Raw genomic sequence first — 20,669 nt, forward strand, 5'->3', positions numbered from 1 at the left:
GCAGCGCCAGCGTCACGGCCCCTGCCTCGGCGGCGGTCAGGGTGACGACATGCAGACCCGCGCTGTCGACGGCAAAGGTCGCGACGGTGCGGCCGTTCGCGCGGTGCGTCTCGAGCGCCGCCATGCCGTCCAGCAGCAGCCCGGCCGGGGCCGCGCCGATCACCGCGACGCGCAGCAACATCCGGCCGCCGGCGCTCTCCAGCTCGCTTTCGCGGATGGTGACCGTGACGGTCTCGGTCGCGCCCGCGGCGGGGGACAGGGCAAGCGGCTCCGCCTCGGCCAGCACACCGACATGGGTGGCCGATGGCGCCTCGATCGCCGCGCCGCTGGCGTCGTAGCTCCAGTGCCGCGTCTCGTCGCCGATCACCGTGGTCAGCCGCCCCGCCCCGCCGGTCTCGTAGCCGTAGGTCACGGCCTCCGACGCGGCCCCGGCAAAGGTCAGCCGCCCGGCTTCGTCGTAGAGATACAGCAGCCGCCCGCCGTCCGGCAGGCGCAGCCCGGCGATGGTGCCGAAGGCGCCGGTCATGATCTCGACCGCATCGCCATCGGGCGCGATGATCCCGCTGTCCGACAGGCGCAACCGGGTGCCGTCCTGCGTGACCCCGGTGAGGCGGCCGCGCCCGTTCGCCGTCCATTCGGTGCCGTCCGGCATGGTCAGCGCCAGCACGTCCGTCTCGCGGGTGAAGGGCGAATAGGGCAGGCCCGAGACCGCGTCGTACAACCCGCCATGGGCCTGCACCAGCAGCGGGCCGCGATGGGTCAGCGTGTAGCCGGGCACGCTGCTGTCAAAGACCAGCGTGACCTTGTCGAAGCCCGCGATGCGCTGCGTCTCGAACCGGGCCGTGAACACCATCCGGGTGCCGTCGGGCGCGGTCAGGTGGATGCGGTCGCCCGCCTGCAACGCGCGGTTCAGCGCCACCGCCGGGCCCGCGTCGAGGCTGAGGTCGCGCCAGCCCGCGCGCCAGCCCAGCCCGAAATCCCCGGCCCGCGCGGCATCGGTCGCGTCGTAGCTGCGGCTGAGGTCCAGCGTGACCCCGGCGAGCGTCACGGTCGCATCGGTCTCGGTCAGCGTGAAGGCGCCGGCCTGCGGCAGCACTTCGACCAGCCGGTCGGTGAAACTGCCCAGCCCCGCCACATCCACCGCCTCGAGCCGCAGCCGGTAGAAGCCCGAGCGCAGCCCCTCGGGCGGCAGGGCGCCCAGCTGGCCGTTGATCGCGTCGGTCCCTTCGCCCAGCAGGTATTCGGTGCCGTCGCCGGCGACCAGCGTCAGCGACCAATGGTCGAGGCTGGGATCGGCGACCGAGCCGAAGATGCCGCCGTCCAGCACCGCCCCGTCCAGCAGCGCCAGCGCCAGCTGCGGCGCCGAACGGTCGCCCGCATCGCGCACGGCGATGGAGCGCTCCATCCGCCCGACACGGCCATCGGCATCGGTCACCTCGAGCACGGCACTGATCCGCCCCGGCGCATCCGGCACGATCACCGCGCGACCCAGGTCGTCAAGCGGCACCTGGGCCCCGTCGACCAGCAGCCGGTAGCCGGTGATCGGCACGAAGCCCGAGACGCTGACCGACAGCGTCACCGTCTGGCCCGGCTGCGCGGGAAAGGACGGCGTCACGTCGAGCACGGCGATGGGCGGCACCGGGTCGCGCGTCACGCGCAGAACAAGGGCGCGGGCGACCTCTTCGGTGCCGTCATCGGCGATCACGCGCAGGACCAGATCGCCCAGGTCCCCGGCCTCGGGCGTGAAGGTCAGCAGGTTGGTGGCCGGATCGAAGCTGGCGGTGGGCGGCAGGTTCTCGACCCGCAACGTCACGGTATCGTCGGCATCCGGGTCGCTGGCCGAAAGCGTCAGCGACAGCGTCTCGCCCAGCACCACGGCGCGGTTCTGAACCAGCGGCATCGGCGCGCGGTTGCGGTTCAGAACCTCGACGGCCACGTTCTGCGTCGCACTCGCCCCGCCGGCATCGCGCACCCGGACCGAGATGGCGTAGGTGCCGGCCTGGTCATAGCCGGGCGTCCAGGTGAATTCGCCCGTGCGCGCGTTCAGGCTGGCACCGGCGGGCAGGGCGCCGACCGGTTCGAACACCACGCCGTCGCCGTCCACGTCGGCGGCCAGCAGGCGGAAGGACAGCGGATCGCCCTCGCGCCCGGTCTGCTGCGGGGTCGGCACGAAGTTGGGCGCGCGGTTGGTGTTGGTCACGATCAGCGTGACCTCGATGCTGACATGCGCCAGCCCGTCCGTCGCCTGCACCGTGATCGGGTATTCCCCGGCCTGGAAGGAATGCGGGGTAAAGGATAGCTCTCCGGTCAGCGGGTCGAGCCAGGCGCCGGTCGGCAGCCCCTCGGCGGCGAAGGTCAGCGGATCGCCATCGGGGTCGGTGGCCTGGAAGGTGTGGGCCAGCGTGTCCAGCTCGGCCACCGTGATTTCGGCCACGGGCGCCAGCAGCGGGGCGCCGTTGGCGCTGCGAACGGTGACGTCGAAACTGATGGCATCGGATTGCGCGGCGTCCAGGTCCCCGGCGCCGCTGTCGGTGACGGTCAGCGTGACCGGGTAGGTGCCGATATCCCCCGCCGCGGGCGTCCAGTCGAGCCGGGCGAGGCCGTAGGTTTCCAGCGGCGTGATCGTGGCGCCAGGCGGCAGGCCCGCGAGATCCCAGGTCAGCAGGTCGCGGTCGGCATCGCTGGCGGCAAAGACAAAGGACAGCGGCTGGCCCGGCACCGCCACCAGCCCGGCTACCGGCGACAGCGCGGGGCCGAGGTTGCCCGCCTCGACGCTGAGGATGAAGCTGCCGGTGGCGCTTTGCGCCGCTGCGGCCGTGCCGTTGCCGTCATCCTCGACCGTGAGCTCGATCAGCCAGTCGCCGCGGTCCACCTCTTCGGGGGTCAGGCGCAGCACGGTCGTCCCATCCTCGCGCGTGACGATCCGGCCGAGCGGAGAGGTCCCGTCCAGCGGCACCGGGTTCGGGTCGATATCCACCTGGTCCGCGCCCGCCGCGCGGGTCGCACTGGCCGCGAACAGCAGCGGGCCGCCGTCCGGGTCGATGCCCGAAAGCTCGATCTCGATCACCTCGCCGCCGGCGACGGACCGGTTGGGCAGCTCGGGCAGCTCGGGCGGGCGGTTCAGGTCCTCGACCACCAGCACGATGTCGATCGACCGGCTGGCCGAGACGCCGGTGCCGTCGCCATCGTCGGTCGCGGTCAGCCGCATCACGTAGCGCCCGGCATCCGCGTAATCGGTCAGCCACGTGAACTGCCCGGTCTCGGCATCATAGGCCGCGCCCTCGGGCAGGCCGGTCAGCTGGTAGGTGACGCTCGGGTCCTGCGAGCCCTCGTAAAAGACCAGTTCGCCATCGAAATCCCGCTCGGGCAGGACGAAATCGGGGTTGTCGGGGTCAAGAGCGGGGGTGCGGAAGAAGATGCCCTGCCCCTCGGTCACCGTCCAGTCTTCGAACCCCTGCAGGATCGGCGCGCCGTTGGCGTTCACCACTTCGATCCCCAGCACGATGCGGGTCACGAGGGTGCCATCGGTCACGTCCACCGGGATCGCGTAGCTGCCGGCCTGGGTGTAGCGCGGGGTCCAGCTGAAGAGGCCGGTGGCCGGGTCGATCTCGGCCCCGCCGGGCAGGAGGGGGGCGTAGAAGGTCAGTGCCTGCCCCTCGGGGTCGGCCGCCGTCAGTGCCAGCCGCAGCGGGTCGCCTTCGCGCACCGTCAGCGGCGCCGGGGTCGCGACCACGGGCGCGAAGTTGCCGGGGGTCACGACGATGTCGAAGGTGACCGTGCTTTCCTTGGCGCCATCGCTGACGCCCAGCACCACGTTCTCGTAGCGGCCGGACTGGCCGGGCAGGGGGGTCCAGACCAGCTCCTGCGTCTGCTGGTCCAGCCAGGCGCCCTGCGGCAGGTTGTCGGCGAACAGCAGGATGCGGTCGAGATCGGCATCCATGGCGAGGATCGGCAGCCGCATCTCCTCGCCCTCGGCTAGGGTGATGATGTCGCTGGGCGGGCTGATCTCGGGCGCGGTGTTGGTGCCCTCGGCGATCTCGATCTGCCAGGAGATTTCGCCAAAGCCGCCCGCGTCGTCGTAGACGCGCACCGTGACGGTGCTCAGCTCATCCGCCGTGGCGTCCGGGGTCCAGGTCAGCAGGCCGGTGTCCGGATCCAGCGCCATCCCCGCCGGCCCGTCCATCTGCACGTAGCCTAGCGGGTCACCCTCGAGGTCGGTGGCAGTGATCTGGTGTTCGTATAGCACGCCGATCTCGGCCACCAGCGGCGCGTTCTCCAGCACCTCGGGCGCGGTGTTCGAGCCGGGCAGGATGCGCACCCCATGGGCAAAGGGCGCGCGTTCGCCGGGTTCCAGCAGCAGCGACACGGCCAGCGCGGCGGCGCTTTCGCCCGGCGCCAGCATCCCGTCCTCGCCCAGTTCGGGCGTCAGGTCGATCAGCCAGATGTCATGCGAAGAGATCCCGCCCAGCGGCCGCCCCGCCCCGGTCGGATCCGAAGCGTCCAGCGTCAGCTGAACCGGCGCGCGCAGCGGCCTTGTGCCGGTGTTGGTGACGATCACCTCGTAGGTCGCCACCCCGGTGGCGCGGTCGAACCGGGTGTTCTGGAACTGGATGTCGACATTGGCCGTCACATCCTCGAGCCGGGTAAAGAGATAGGTTCGCGGTGCCTCCATCGTCACGCCGCGCGCCGATTGCAGCGTGTCCGAGACGCTGACCGCGTAATCCCCGCGCGGCAGGGCGGCAAAGGTCAGCGTCACCTCGCGCAGGGCCGCGTCGTAGCGCACGCCGGTGATCGGCACCAGCTGACCCAGCCCGTCGACCAGCGCGTAATTGGCCGGTTCCAGCACCGACCCGACGCCGCTGGTGGCCATGTCGTCGTCGAAGCGCAGGCTGAAGCTGGCGACCGGCAGCGTGGTGATCGCGCCGTCCTCGAAGGTGGAGGCCACGATTTCGGGCGCATAGAGCGGGCGCAGCACGTCGAGCCCCGCGCCATGGGCGACCAGCACCCGGCCATCGGCCAGCGCGGCGATCCCTTCGGCATGTTGCGTTGCGGCCGCCACGGTGACGATCCCGCGCGAGGCGATGTCCATGGCGAGGATGCGCGACAGACCGGCGCCGTCGCGGTTGGTGGTCAGCAGGGCGAGGCCCGCGAATTCCGACCCCGCCGCGCCGAAGGCCAGCCCGTCAAGCGGCATGTCGAGCGTCGCCAGCACCTCGGCCTGGCCCTTGGCGTCAAACCGCAGCACGCGGCCCCGGTCCGGCCAGCTGGTGCCCCAGAGCGTGCCGTCCGGCGCCACGGCCAGGCTGTCCACGCGGGTGTCGCTGAAGGCGGTAAAGCGCTCGGTCTCCACGTTGAACACGGCGATGCCGTCGCCGGTCGAGACGTAGAGCTGCCCCGCGCCCTTGACCGCGATGGCCTGTGTGACGCTGTCGCCATAGCGGCCCATGATCTCTCCGGTCTCAGCATCGAGTTGCAGCAGCGCGCCGCCCCCCGTGGTGGCCCAAAGCCGCCCGGCGCCATCGAGCGCCATGCCGAAGATCGGCGTGTCCAGCCGGGCCAGCGGTTCGTCCGCGCCCAGCCCGTCGCTGTCTACGCGGTAAAGCCAGCCGCGATCCGGCCCGCCCGAGTAAAGCGCATCGCCGCCCGGCAGCCCCAGCACCGCCATGGCGCCAAGGCCCCCCTGGCTGCCGGGCAGGTCCGCGACGAAGGCCTCGAAGCTGAACGGCGCCACCGAGGTCGCGAAGACCCCCGGCCGCAGCGGGGATATCGTCGCCGTGACGCCCGCCAGCGCCTCGAGGAACAGCGCGTTCTGCGGGGCGCTGCCGGTCGGTTCGGCCTCGGGCAGGGGGGTGGCGGCGGTGGTCCCCTCGGCGGTGGTGCCACCAAGGTCCAGCGTCTCGCCGTCGAGGCCCGAGGCGCCAAGGCCCGCGGGCGGCGCCTCGCGGTTGCCGGCCAAATCGCGGGCCAGGACAAGGATCTCGACCGTCGCGCCTTCGGGCGCGGTCCAGGTAAAGCTGGTCCCGGTCAGCTCGCGCCCCACCACCCGGAAATCGCCGCCATCGACCGAGGCATAGACGTTCACGTCACGCAGCCCCGACCCGCCCGCCGCATCGGTCGCGGTCCAGGTGACGGCGTAATCGTCGGTGCCGGGGATGCGGGTGACGCTGTAGTCGGTCTTGGGCGCGGCCATGTCGAGCCGGTAACTGTACGGCTTCGTATCTTCGGGCGGGGCGATGTCGGTCAGCACGCGGGCCGAGGCGGTGACGGTCACCCCGTCAGCCGTGTCCGCGTGCCCCTCGGCGCTGTAGCGCACCGATCCGGTCTCGCCCGGCAGCAGCAGGCCCTCAAGCCCATCGCCTTCCAGCAGCTCGCCCGTCTCGGGGTCGATGGCCTGCACCAGCCAGGTGGCCGTGCGCGAGCCGAGGTCGATCCCGGCCGAGACCCGCAGGACGAAACCGCGCGTGGCGGTCAGGTCAAGCTCGGCCTGGTAGACCATGCGGCCGGGCGGCACCTGCAGCGACAGCGACCCCAGCGTCAGCCCGCCCAGCCGGAAGCTGCGGGCATCCAGGCCTTCGTCCAATTCGGTCACGATGCGCAGCTCGCGCACGGGGCGGGGGCTTTCGGCATCGACGGCAAAGCCGATCTCGTGCGGCAGGGCGACGTCGCCGGGCACCCAGTTGCCCGCGCCGCTGCCCACCGGGCCGCGCAGCCAGGCCGTGCCCTCGCCCGCCGCCACCCCCGCGATGTCGCGGAAGCGGTCGAGGTCCAGCGCCTCGAGCTCCCCGGTCGTGGCGTCCGATCCGAAATCGGGCAGGTTCACGGCCCCCGCGCCCAGCCAGGGCGCGTAGATGTTGAAGGCGGTGAAGGTGGTCGGGCGGCTGAGGTCCTGATCGTAATCGGCGGCATCAGGCAGCACGGGCACCGGCACGTCGTAGGGCAGGCCCCGCGGCGGCTGACGCACGTCGTAGCGGGCGATCGGCGCGGGTTCGGACGGGGTCGACCCGTACCAGGCGCGGACCTGGGCGTAGAAGTCCACCAGGTCACCGGTGCTGGCGATCTCGGCCCCGGCCGGGCCCAGCAGCAGGCCCTGGCTCAGCTGCGCCACCAGCGAGGTGACGCGCGTCGACTCGAAGACCGGCGGCGCGTCGGCCTCCTCGCGCAGCAGCCCGGCCTGTTCCAGCGCAGCGAGGAACCCGTCGATCCAGGCGGCCGCGTCCGCCGCCAGCGCCTGCAAGGCGGGCACGGCGGTCTCGTCGGCCAGCACGGCCTGGCGCAGCGTCTCGGCATCGGCGCGCTGACGGGCGACGAATTCGTCCCGGGTCATCGGGGTCGCGGCGGCCACCACGTTGAACTGGAACGGCAGGTACCAGGGCAGGTCGCCCGAAATCACCTCGAAGCCCGGATCGGTGAAGATCTCGTGGATCAGCGGGTCCACCGCTTCCAGCGCATCGATGCCGCCAGCCAGCCCGTCCGCCTCGGCCAGCTCGGGATCGCGGGCGTAGAGGACGGTCTTGATGCCCTCGAAATCGCGGTCGATCAGCGCCTGCAGCCCGGGATAGGTCTGCACGGCGAATGTCATCTGCGCCTGCCCCTCGGCGGCGAGGTCATAGGCATAGCCGGGCGCCAGCAGCTGTCCGCCGAGGTTCAGCCCCGATTGCGCGCCGGTCAGGCCGGCGGCGGGGCTGTCCGACCCGTCGCCGATGTTGGTGGCAAAGGACAGGAACGGCAGCCCGTAGGCCATGTCGTTGCTGCCCATCTCGGGCGCGCCGAAGGTGAAATGGACATAGGGCGTGTCCACGTTGGTCAGGCTGTCCACCACGACCGAGTAGATCCCCGCCTCGCCCGCCGGCACCACCCGCGGGCCGCCAAGGCCGACGGTCACGTCGCGCTCGATCTCGCGCTCGACCAGGTAGCGGTAGGGCTCGACCGCTTCTTCGCCGTCGCCGTTCACGACCACCACGTCGTAAAGCCCGTGCGGCGCGTCCTCGAGGTCGAAGGTGGCGATGATGCGGGTGGCGTCGATGCTCTTGACCGAGACCGGCAGGTATTCCGCCACGCCGGGGCGCGACAGCTTGGCGATGGCGCCGGGCAGGATGCCTGCGCCGTCGATGGTCAACGTGACGAACCGGGCCGAGCCGCCCTGATCGGGCGAGACATCGGTGACCTGGAAGGGCAGCACCTCGGCCTTGAGCGTATGGGCGACCGGGTCGCCGTCGCTGCCGCCGAAGCTGCGCACGAGGATGTAGTAGCTGCCCGCCTCGGTGGACGAGACGATGGCCTCCTGCAACTGGCCGAAGACGGTGTCGTGGCTGGCGTCGAAAATGGCCTGGGTCGGCGGTTGGTCCCAGCGCACGAAGACCTCGTTCGGGACATCCGGATCGCCGCCGGACAGCGCGACGCGCAGGGTCTGACCGGCCTCCACATCGACGCGGTAGAGCCGTTCGTCGGACCCGTCGAGCGTGATCGTCGTCGGAATGCCCAGCGTGATCCCAGGCGCGGTGACGGTGAAGGGGGCGATCCCGGCGGCGGTGTTGTTGCCTTCGAACGCGCCCTCGGGCACCTGGTTGCGCGCATCCGTCCGCACCAGCACGCGCCAGGACGACTCCGCCAGCACCGGCAGTTCGGCCGTCAGGCTGCCGGCATACGCCTCGCCCGCCGCCAGCCCGCCGCCATGGGCGAAACGGCCCAGGAAGACGTCGCCGATGTCCCAGCTGCCGTCCCGGCTGAGGTAGACGCTGTCCACCCAGTCGCCGCTCGCATCGGCGGCGCTGTCGTTGGTCACAGCCCAGGTCACCGTCACGCTGTCGCCGGGCGCCGTGCCGCCGGTGATGGCGACGTTGTCCACGGTCAGATCCGAGGGCGGCACCTGGTCGATCACCAGCGGCTGGGCCGAGGACCGGACGTTGCTTTCGGCCCCGCCCTCGTAGACCGCGCCGGCAAAGCTGCCGTTAAGCGGGTCCGAGACGACATAGACGAAATAGCTGTCCGACAGCCCCTTGGGCAGCAGCGCCGACAGCGACACCTCGCGTTTCCCGCCAGCCTCGAGGGCCGAAAGGTGGTCGTGGTAGCCGAGGAAGAAGTCGGTCTTGGTGTCCAGCGATTCATCGCGGCTGAGGTAGACGAGGTCGCGCCAGCCGCCGCCCGTGCCGAAGGCACCGGTGTTGGTGATCTCCCACGTCAGCGCGACCGGCTGGCCGGTGATGCCGCGCTGGGGCACGTCGAAGCGGGTGATCTCGAGGTTGGCGGTCTCGGCCGCCTCGACGGTGATCGCGCCGGTGGTGCGGTTGTTGCCCTCGCCCGCGAACTCGTCCACCGCGTCGGCGGCAGTGCCCAGCCCCCGCAGCCCGGCGCGGATGGTCGAAGGCTGGTAGCTGCCGCCCTCGTCGAAATCCGAATCCGTCTCGATGAAGATGGTGAACGGCCCCTCGATCCCGATCGGCAGGATCACGTCGAGCGTGGCGGTGTAGCTCTCGCCGATCCCCAGCGCGCCGTCATGCACCAGCTCGCCCAGCAGGTAATCCTGTGCGTCGAGCGAGCCGTCGGCCGAGAGGAACACCCGGTCGGTCCAGCGGCTTTCGCGGGTGGCGCGGCTGCCCTGGTTGGTCACCTCCCAGGCCAGGGTCACGGGGCCGCCGCTGGTGCCATCGGTCGGGATGGTCTGGTCGGTGATCTTCAGGTCAGGCTCGGCATAGGTCACGTTCACCGCGCCCCGGCCGAAATTGCCGGTCGGGTCGTCGGTGCTTTCATAGACCGTCGACTGGTAGGTGCCGATCACACTGGCGGCGGTGCCCGACAGGCTCTCTCCGCGCGGCAGGTTGCCAAAGCTGTCCACGTCCGTGGCGACATGGATGTAATAGGCGCCATCCGTGCCCGGCGGCAGGTCATAGGCCATGGTTTGGGTGTAGGACTGCCCGGCGGCCAGCCCGGCCCCGGCGTCATGCAGCACCTGGCCGAGGAAATAGGCGCGGCTGCGGTCGAGAACCGGGTCTTTCGACAGCCAGACCGCGTCGCGCCAGTATTGCGTGCCGGTCCAGACGTCTCCGCCCTCGTTGCGCACGGTGTAGGTGATGTCGATGGGCTCGCCCGAGGTGCCGGGCCCCGAGGCCGTCACCGCGATGACCCGCAGGTCGGCGGCGGTGCCGGTGACATCGGCCGTGCCCGAGGCGAGGTTGTTGGTCTCGTCCTCTTCGACCACGGCCTCGCGCCCCCGGACCGAGGCGTCGGTGACGACATGCACATACATCCCCCGCGCCGAGGGCGGCAGGTCGAAGGCCTGGGAGGCGGTGTAGCTGCCATCCGGCGCCAGCGCGCCGTCGCGCCGGATGTCGCCGAGGTGCCAGAGTGTCTCTCCGGCGGTGCCCAGCACCTCGCGGTCCGAGAGGTACACGCGGTCGATCCAGCCATCCGCGAGCGTGTCGATCAGCCCTTCGTTGGTGACGGTCCAGTTGACCACCAGCTGGTCCGTGCCCGCCACCACCGGCGCATCCGTCGTCACGTCCGAGATGACGAGGTCCGGTCGCACGGGTTCATAGCCGAGGATGTCAATCGCCCGGCCCTTGTAGTTGTTGTTGTCGATCTCGTTCGGGTCGTCGGGGTTGACGTTGATCGCCAGCGTATCCTCGAGCACCGCGTCGTAGGTGTCGGACCAGGGCGTGATGTAATAGCGCCCCGAGGGCAGGTCGGCGGGGATCGTGACCCGCACCACCATGTCGTAATAGTCCCCGACCTCGAGGTGGCCGGTATGGCTGACCTTGGCCAGCAGGCGCGCGGAATTGCCCTTGAGGAAATCGGCCCCCGCGATGTCGGCAAAGGCCGCCGTGTTGGGCCGGCGCGGATCGCGGGCGATCCAGATCGTGTCCTGCCAGCTGTCGTCCAGCGTCTGGCCCTGGCCCAGGTTGGTGACGCGGTAGCGCAGCTCGATCTCTGAGCCGTAGACCGCCTGCACCGGCGCGACGACGCGGCTGGTCACGAGGTCGGGCCGCGGCAGGGCCGAGACGCCGAAAGAGGCCGACCCGAGGTTGTCGCTGTCGAACGGGTATTCGTCCACGTTCGACCCGGCATCGGTCGAGACCAGCACATAGGCCGTGTTCGACCAGCGCAGCGGCACCGTGCCGATGTCCGAGGTGACGGTGTAGCTTTCGCCCGGTGCCAGCGACAGCGGGTTGCCGGTGCGGCTGATCAGGATGTCATCTGCGCTCAGCTTGTCGTCCAGCGACAGGTACACCCGGTCTTCCCAGGCGCCTGTCGCCTCGACGGCGCCCTGGTTTATGATCTCGAAACTCGCGCTGACCGACCCGCCCGCACTGACCGAGGGCGCGACGATGATCGTGCCGACCTTTAGGTTCGGCCGCGGGTTCAGCGCGACCTCGAGCGCGGTGTCGTCCACCAGCGTGTTGTTCTCGGCCGCGGCCCCGTGTTCGTAGATGCCACGGTTGGTGTTGGTCACGACGGTGACGCGGTAGAGCCCTTCGATCTGCGCGGGCAGGCGCACCCGCTCGGTGCGCTGGTAGGTCTGGCCGATGGCAAGGCTGCGGGAGTTGGTGAAGGTGCCCAAGGTGATCGACGGCTTGCTCGGGTCGTCGGGGACCAGCAGAACGCGGTCGGTCCAGCTGCCCGACAGCGGCGCCTGGCCCTGGTTGACCACGCGCCAGGCGATGTCGATCTCGTCGCCCTCGGTCGCGTCGGTCTCGGTCGCGATCTCCTGCACCTTGAGGTCGGCGCTGGGCGCCAGCGCGACCTGCACGGTCAGCGGATCGGCCCGGTTGTTGCCGCCCAGCACGAACTCGTAGGGTCCGCGATAGGGCGCCGTGGTGACCGAGACGTAATAGGGCCCCTCGAGCCCCTCGGGCACGTCGATCTCGGCCGTGCGGCGGTAGGTGTCGCCGACCTGCATGACGCCGAGATGGGTGAAACTGGCCGTGGCCACCTGCCCGGTGCCATCGGGATTGGCCGACAGCGCCACCAGGTCGATCCAGCTGGAGGTGTTCGTGGCGCCGATGCCGAAATTCTCGACCTCCCATTCCAGTGTCAGCGTGGTGCCCGAGGTGGTGCCGGCATCGGCCCGGATCATCCGGGCGCGCAGGTCGGCATAGGGCGCGCGGGTCACGTCCACGTCATGCGGGACGAGCGCGCGGTTGTTGGCGGTCGCGCCATCCTCGAACACCAAGCCCGCCGCGTCGGTCACCACGTAGATCTGCAGGCGCTGCGAGAAGGCGGGCGGCAGGGTGATCGCCTCGGACCGGACATAGGCGGCGCCCGGGGCGAGCCTGCCGATGCGCGCATAGCTGCCCAGCAGGACGTCGTCTCCGTCCCCGAGGATGCTGTCGGTCGAGGCCCAGACCTCGTCCGTCCAGCCGGTTTCCGATCCGCGCGCGTCCGAGATGTTGGTGACCGTCCAGCCCACGGTGATCGTGGCCGGGTCGGCGACCGTCAGCGGCGGGGCGGTCACGTTGCCGACGCGCAGGTCGGCATGGTCGGCCAGCGTGACCTGAAGGGCCTGGGACAGGGTGTTGTCGCCCTCGTTCGACTGCTCTTCGACCACGTCGGTCGCGTCGGTGAGCACGATCAGCTGCCAGCCATCGCGGATCTCGATCGGCAGCGAAAGGTCGGCGGTCTGGGTGTCGACCGCGCCCGCGTCCAGCGCGTCCCGCGCGGCGCTTTCATGGATCAGGATGTCGCCGCCGCCGACCACGCCGTCCTGCGACAGGTAGATGCGGTCGATCCGCCCCGCGCCCGCCGTGCCCGCGCCGTCGTTGCGCACCTGCCAGGTGACGGCGATGACCTCGCCCGATGTCGCCGTGCCCGGCGCCTGGATGTTGGCGACCTTGAGATTGGGCGTGGCGAGGCCGAAGGTCACTTCGGACACGTCGCTGTTGTTGTCCTCGCGCCCGATCTCGTAGACGCGGTTGTTGTAATCGGTCACGACCAGGAACTGCCAGGCCCCGTCCGCGAGGTTTGGCAGCGTCACGTCAAAGCTGACGTCGCGCCAGGCGCCGGGGTCCAGCGGGGCGGCATGGGTGTAATCGCCCAGGTAGCGCGCGCCGGATGTGGTGCCGGTCTGCGTCAGGTACACCCGGTCGGTCCAGGGCGCGCGGGCGGTGCCTTCGCCAAGGTTGTCGATGCGCCAGGTCAGCCTGGCCACCGCGCCGGGCGATCCGTTCTCGGGGCCCGCTACGTCACTGACCTTGAGATCCGGCGCGGGCGAGGACGAGATGCGCAGCGGCTCGAGCGCGACGCCGGCGTTGTTGTCTTCGTTGACGCCTTCGCCCTGTGTGTCGTCTGCATCCGTGACGACGATCAGCCGCCAGGCGTCGGTCAGCCCGCCGGGGATCGTGATCTCGGCGCTTTGCACGTAGTCCTGGCCGGGGGCGAGCGGGCCGTCCGGCGCCGCCACCTCGGCCAGCAGGATGTCGCCGCCGTCCAACACCGCGTCCTGCGACAGGTACACCCGGTCGACCCAGTCGCGCGCGGCGGTCAGCTGGCCGATGTTCTCGACCCGCCAGGTGACGGACCGGGTGTCGCCCCAGCTGCCCTCGGTCGGGCCCAGCACGCTGGCGACCCAGAGGTCGGGTGCGCTTCCGGCCGCGATGGTCAGCGGCACCGGGTCGGTGATGTTGTCGGCCTCGCCATCGCCCTCGGTCACCACGTCGTTGGCATCGACCACCACGGCGAGGGTCCAGTCGCCCACCGCGTCGCCCGGCAGCGTGACCGCAAGGCTCAGGGTCTCGGAGGCGCCCGCCGCCAGCCCGCCCCGGCCGATGCCGCCAAGAGAGATGTCGTCCTCGTTGCCGATCACCGCGTCGCGGCTGAGCACGACGCGGTCAAGCCGCTGCCCGGCCGCCACCGGTCCGGCATTGGTCACCTGCCAGGCCACGGTGACCTGACCGCCCGCCACCAGCGGACCGGTGACGGTCGGCGTGGTCGGGCGCAGGTCGGGATAGGTCCGCTCGGTCGAGACAAAGTCGATCTGGGCGGTGTTGTTGTTTTCGGCGTCGCGCGCCTCGTTGTCCTCGACGATGCGGGTGGCGCCAGTGTAATCGAGCGAGACGTTGAAGCGCAGGCTGCCCGCGCCGTTCGCCCCGTCGGGCAGGGTCAGCACCAGGCTGCGCGCCCGGCTTTGCCCGGCGGCCAGGACGGTGCCGCCCTCGGGCTCGAAGTCGATATACTGGTCGTAGACCCATTGCCGCGTGGTGTAATTGTAGACCCAGAGCCGGTCGGTGAACCCGGTCAGCACGCCGGCGGTGCCGGTGTTGACCACGTCCCAGGTCAGGGTGATCGTGTCGCCCGCCTGCGGCGCGGCCGGCTGGATGACAAGGTTCTGCACCACCAGATCGGGGACCGACAGCACCGCGATTTCGGCGATGTTGTTGGTCTCGCCCGTGCCGTCGTCGTTGTCCTCGGCCACCACGTTGTCGAGGTCGGTCACCACGTCGAACAGCATCCGGCCGGTGCCGTCCGTGCCTTCGGGCCAGGTGATCGTGACGCTGCGGGCGACGCTGGCGCCGGGCGGCAGGGCGCTGTCTCGGGCCGGATCGAAGGGCAGGCCCTCGAGCACGACGACAGGGTCCAGCCAGAGCGAGTCGTTGCGCACCCGCAGCTGTTCGGCAAAGGGCGCGGTGACCGCCACGCCGCCGGCGTTGCGGGTGGTCCAGCTGACCGTCACCCGGTCGCCCGGGGCGTAGTTGCCCGCCGGTTCGACGCGCAGATCCTCGATCACCAGGTCGGGCAGCGAGTCGCTGAGCGCGGTGAAACCCACCGTCGCGCCGTTGTTCTGTTCGCGCGCGAGCCCGCCGCTGGCCTCGTCCACCTGGCCCGCGATGTCGAGCTCGAGCTCGGCCACCAGCGCGCCGGCGCCCAGCGCGCCGCCGGGCAGGGTGATCGTGACCGAGCGGTTGACGCTGCCGCCCGCCGCCAGCACGGCCGTGCCGTCGCCGGTCAGGCGCATGCCGACGATTTCGCCCGTGTCGACGCGGCGCAGGATCACCCGGTCGCGGCCCGGCACCGTGGCTGCGTCGCCCGCGTTGGTGACCGTCCAGCTGACGGCGACCGGGGCGCCCGCCGTGATCGCCCCGGCCGCCCCGACCGACAGGCCCGAGGGCACGAGGTCGGGCGCACCGCGCGGGGCCGAGGTGACGGTGGCCGGCCCGGGCTGCGGCACCTCGAGCAGGGAAAACCGCATCTCTTGCGGGACGATCTGGCCGGTCTCGCCCTCGAGCAGCAGCGTGTAGGTGCCGGTCTTGGTCAGCGCGACGGGATCGGGCTGCAGGAAACTGCTGGCGCCGTCGATGAATTCGCCGTCCGGCCCAAGGATGCGCCAGGTGGTGGCGTAGGTGGCGCCTTCGGCGATGTGCAGCAGGATCTGCTGCCCTGCGGTGCCCTCGAACCGGAATCCGCGCGTCACCGACCCGGGATCAAGCCGAACCGGCACCGGCTCGCCCAGCGCGACCTGCTGAAGCGCGGCAAAGCTGAGCAGGCGGAACGGCATCTCGACCGCGAGGTCGTCGGCGCGCGACAGGCGCAGCGTGTAGCTGCCCGCGTGCAGGTAGGTCCGCGCGCTGTCGCCCACGTCGTCGTTGAACGTGTCGCCCGACATCCTGCGGCCGCTGGCATCGTAGATCGCCCATCGGGCGTTGCCGTCGTTCAGTTGGCCGTCGAAATAGACCTCTCCGTCCTCGGGCAGGGTAAAGCTGTAGTCGAGCCAGCCGCGCTTTTCGGGGATCGTGTCCTGCCGCCGTTCGCCGAAGGTCAGGGCATGCGTTTCGACCGCCGGCTCGATCAGGCGGAAATCGTAGGTCAGCGGACCGGAAAGGTTGATTTCGGGGATGGTGACCAGCGTCCAGCGGCCCGACATGCGCAGCCGCGTCCAGCTCAGATCGCTCATCCGCTGCCAGTCTTCCATGGCGCCATCGGGCGCAACCAGGCGGAAGTATCCGTCGGAATAGGCCGCGCTGGGGTTCTCGATGTCGAAGAACAGGTCCTGCCCGGCCACCCCGTCAAAGTGATAGACCCGCGCCGCGCGCGCGGCACCGATCGAGACGTCCACGTCCGCGCCGATCTCGATCCCCGCGCCCGCCCCGAGGTCGTGCAGCGTGACCGGGAAATCCGGGTGGCCGGTGCCGCTGTAGAGCGTCAGCGTGTAATCGCCCGGCGGCAGGGAAAAGAACGTCTCGGTGTTGTTGTCGCTGCGGTGGTAGCCGGCCCATTCGACGCCGTCCGCGTCGATCACCGACCAGCCCACGTTGCGGGTCCAGATCGACTGGGTGTCGAGCAGCAGCCGCCGGTCGCTGTCCAGCGAGAACGAAAAGCGGTCCGCGGAATTCTCGTCGGGCAGGTGGACCGTTTCGGCCGTGCCAAGGGCGATCGGCGTGGATTCGTTCCCGCGCAGGGTGACCGTGATCTCGTTTGGCGCGACCTCGCCCGGCTCGCCGTCGATGATCAGCGTGTAGACCCCGTCGGTCGGCGCGCCGAAATCGACGAAATGGGTGTAGTGCGAATAGCTGATCCGCTGGCCTTCGGGGCCAAGGATCATGAAGCGGGGCCGGTCCGCGACGCCGTCGGATTCGCCGATCTCGAAGGCCAGCCGTTCGCCTGCGCTGGCGGTGAAGGTCACCGCATGGGCGCGGGTTGCCGGGTCGAACAGGAGCACCTGCGGCGTGCCCCGGTCCAGCCGTGGTCCGGCATCAAGGTCCAGCAGTTGCAGGTTGTAGGGCGCGGCGGCGTCAAAGCTGCCGATGTCCAGCCGGTAGGTCCCCGGCGGCAGGTCGAGCTGCCAGCTGTCATAGACGATGTCGTCGCGCGGGATATCGGTGTCGAGCAGCGTGTTCAGCGCCCGCCCCCCGGCCATCCGGCCCCAGGGGTCGTGAAGCTCCATCCAGGTGCGGTTGCTGTTGGTCTGCCCGTCGAACATGATCCGCGTCCGCTCGGTCAGCGTGATGACGTAGCTGTCGGGCACCCCCGAGTCACCGAGGTTGCCCGAGGCGGTTTCGCCCAGCGCAAGCGGCGTGCCGGTCAGCGTCGCGCCCGCGCGCCGCTCGGCCTCGCGCATGGCAAAGGCGAAGGTGGCGGTTTCGTCGGTCAGGGTGGCCCAGCCGCTGACGACCATGACATAGGTCCCGGTGCGGCGCAGCAGCAGGCCGGACGTGTCGCGCAGGTAGGACGACCGATGCACCGCGTTGCCGTCCGGGTCGTAGAGCGAAAAGGCGATGTTGCCGTTGTCGTAGGACAGCACGTCGAGATCGAGCACCTGCCCCGCGACCCCGTCCCATTTGAACAGCGCATCGGCACTGGCCGGCCGCAGCGTGGTCAGCGGGGTCGACACGTTGTCCTCGAGCGTGACGGCATCGGATTCGGGCGTCAGCTTGAAGCTGTAATCGCCGGTGAAATTGCCGCTGCCGGTCACCACCAGCGCGTAATCGCCGGGGCCGAGGTCGAACCGGACATGCGGCGTGTCCGTGGCCTGGAACGAGATCGCGTCGCGGATCGCCACGCCGTCCTTTTCCAGCCGCCAGCTCAGCGCCGTGCTCGAGACCTGCGGGTCGAAGTAATGCACCTCGCCATCGGCCAGGGTGAAGGTGTGGCGCACGCTGCTGCCCGGCGTGTCGATCGTCCCGGTCGCGTTGACGCCCGGGGTCATCGGCTGGCTGGTCCGGGTCGCGAGGCTGGCGCGGTAGGTCATCTCCCACCCGGTGTCGACGGCGGTGCGCCCGTCGAAGGTGACGATGTAGCGCCCGCTCATCGCGGTGCGGATCGCCATGTCGGATTGCGTGCCTTGCGTGTCGAGCCGCGCGCCGGTCGGGTCGTAGATCGACCAATAGGCATCGCCGCTGCGCGACAGGGCATCGAGATACAGGTACGCGCCGGCCGCCAGGTCGACGTGGAAGACCTGGAGCTGCCGGTCGCCGGTGACGGCCTGGTCGGCCCCCATGGTCAGCGGCGCGCTGTCCGACATGTCGCGCAGGGCAAAGCGGTAGTTGGGCAGGTTGCCCGCGCTATAGGCCGAGATCCGCATCCGGTAGCTGCCCGGGGCAAGGTCGATCCGCGCATCGGTACCGGTGTCGCTGTCAAGCCGCCGGCCCGAACCGGACAGCAGCGCCGTGTCGGTGTCGTCGTAGATCTGCCAATACATGTCGTCCGGCAGCTGCCCGTCGACATAAAGCGCGGTGGGATCGTCCAGCGTGAAGGTGAAATCGCGCACCTGGAAGGGCACGTCGATGGCGCCTTCGACCGTCTGGCCCAGGGTGATCGCCTGCGTCGTCGGGCTGGCATCGCGCAGGGTCAGATCGAAGGTCATGGGCTGGCTCTGCCCGAAGGGCCCGTCGATCAGCAGCACATGGCGCCCGTCGCGCGTCGCGGTGAAGCGGCGGTCGGTGCCATAGCTGTCGTCGTCCAAGCGCACGTCGCCATCCGGGCCGATCACCGCCACCCGCGGGTTCGCGCTTGTGGTCTTGCCGGTGAACGCCGCGAAATCCAGCGTCACGACCTGGCCCGCGCGGGCCTCGAACGTATAGCCCAGCAGCCGCTCGCCGGGGTCCATGGTGCCCAGGATCTGCGTGCCGATGGCCGTCGCGGAAAAGCCGCGCCCGTCGCGGATCGCGATCTCGGCCGCGCCGGTGTCGTCGTTCAGGCCCCAGACGCGCAGCGTGTAGCGCCCCGCCGCCACCTCGTAATGCAGATCGTCCGGCGATCCGGTGAGGGCGCGCTGGGTCTCTGCGGTGCCGTCGGGGCGGAAGAGCTGCACCCGCAGGTTCTCGGCCCCGGCGAGGGACCGGACCAAGTCCACCGTGATCGAGGTGGCGGCATCGACGTCGAACACATGGTCCACCACCTGCCCGGGCGTGTCGATCCGCATCTCGGTCGGCGTGTCCAGCGCCAGCGCCTGCGTCTCGACGGGGCTGCGGTGCAGCGTCCAGCTGGCGGCCGCGATCCGCGCGGAATCTTCGCGCGTGACCTCGAGCATGTAGGTGCCATCGGTCGCCACGTAGACCGCCTCGGAATAGGGCGCGCCCTCTTCGAGCGACTCGATAAGGTGGCCATCGGGCGCGTAGAGCCGGTAGGAGATCTGCCAATAGACGCCGGATGTCACGTCATAGGCTTCGGGGTCGAAAACGATCCGGTCGCCGGCCTGCAGGTCGACCGAATAGACCCGGCGGGCGGCCGTGTCGTCCAGCACCGTGGTCACCTGGGTGCCGGGGGTGATCACCTCGGCCGCGCGCTGGCGGTCGACCAGCTCGAACGCGTAGTCCCCGGCGGCCTCGGTCGCGGCCGCCACCGACAGGGTGTATTGCCCGGGCCGCAGCCAGGCCAGGTGCCGCGTCTCGCCGTAGAAGACGCCGGGCCCGGCCTTCAGGACCCCGCCTTCCGGCCCTTCGAGCGTGTAGACCACGTTCTCGTTGCGCGTGAAGGGGGCCAGCCAGGCCTCGGTCTCGGCAGTCACGACGAAGGTGTAGCGGTGGATCTCTCCGGCGCTGGTCATCGTGCCGGTCAGCCGGTCGCCGAAATCCGCCGCGGCGGTGCTGCGCGTCGCGGGCGTGCCGGCATAGGCGCCGTCCTGCGCCAGGGTAAAGCCGTAGCTGCCAGTGTTGTATCCAGCGCGCATCACCAGCCGGTAGGTGCCCGCCTCGAGGTCGAAGACCTGCGGCGCCTCGGCCGTCGGCAGGATCTGGGCCGATCCGACAAGGCCGTCGTCGCTGCGCAGCTCCCACGCGGGCACCCCGTAGGTTTGCGTGCCGCTCAGCGACACCCGCGTGTTCGCCGCCAGGGTCAGCGTATGGACATGCCATTCGCCGTGTCTGTCGAAACTGGCCGAAACCTCGGTCCCGAGGGTCACCGCACCCTTCTGCTCGGTCCCGGCGCGGGTGGCGGTGAAGGTGACGGACTGCGCCTCGACGTTGCTGATCCGCCCCTCGACCTGCAGCGTGTACTGGCCGGTCTGCTTCAACGTGAACCCGGTATCGACCCACCAGTTGTAGGCGTCGAAGGCAATCTCTCCATCCGGGGCGAGCAGCAGGAAGCGCCCGCCGAAATTGCTCGAATTCTCGCCCACATCCAGATAGATCCGCTCGCCCGTCACCCCGTCAAAGCGGAACTGCGCGCTTTCCTGTCCGGTCGGCAGGGTCACGGTCGTCGGGCTGCCGAAGGCCAGCGCATCGGCATCCGCCAGGTCCTTCAGCTCGAAGGCATAGGCGCCGGTCTGGTACGCGCTGCCCGAGATTGACAGCGTGTAGACCCCGCGCGCCAGGTCGATGGGACGTTCGACCTCGTCATCGTTCAGCGATCCGGTGCGGCTGACGTTGCCGGGGCCTTCCAGCCGCCAGGACAGTTCGGACGGGGTCAGGCTGTCGAGCGTGACGCGGGTCGGTTCGCTGATCGTGATCTGGTAGCTGTCGATCTCGCCCGGGACCGAGATCGTGCCGGCGATGGGAAAGAGATCGGCCGAGAGCAGCAGGCGCGGCTCCAGCGTCTCCATCAGCACGCGGCGCGAGACGGTGCCCCTGGCGAGGTCGGAGCCGGGCGCATCGTCGCCCGTCCCGCCACGGCGGGAATCAGGCGCGTCACGCCGCATCTGGTTCTTCCGGTGATCCGCGCTCATCGCGCAGGGCCCGTCGCGTGGACCTTCCCCGGATCTCGAGCCCCCATGTCGTCCCTCATGGCTCAGCGAAATCGATTGACCC

The 20,669-nt window shown here is 70.2% G+C and carries 1 protein-coding gene (cut by a window edge); it reads right to left on the reverse strand.

What is annotated here, in order from left to right; genetic code table 11:
- Positions 1–20,560: the 5' portion of a CARDB domain-containing protein gene (locus tag MF270_RS19720; RefSeq protein ID WP_238367499.1), read on the reverse strand. 14,201 nt of this gene lie to the left of the window's left edge; 20,560 of the gene's 34,761 nt are visible here — the first part of the coding sequence; its start codon is at positions 20,558–20,560; the stop codon falls past the left edge of the window.
- Between the last annotated feature and the right edge of the window lie 109 nt (positions 20,561–20,669).

This window comes from Mesobacterium pallidum (genome assembly GCF_019966535.1).
Classification (GTDB): domain Bacteria; phylum Pseudomonadota; class Alphaproteobacteria; order Rhodobacterales; family Rhodobacteraceae; genus Mesobacterium; species Mesobacterium pallidum.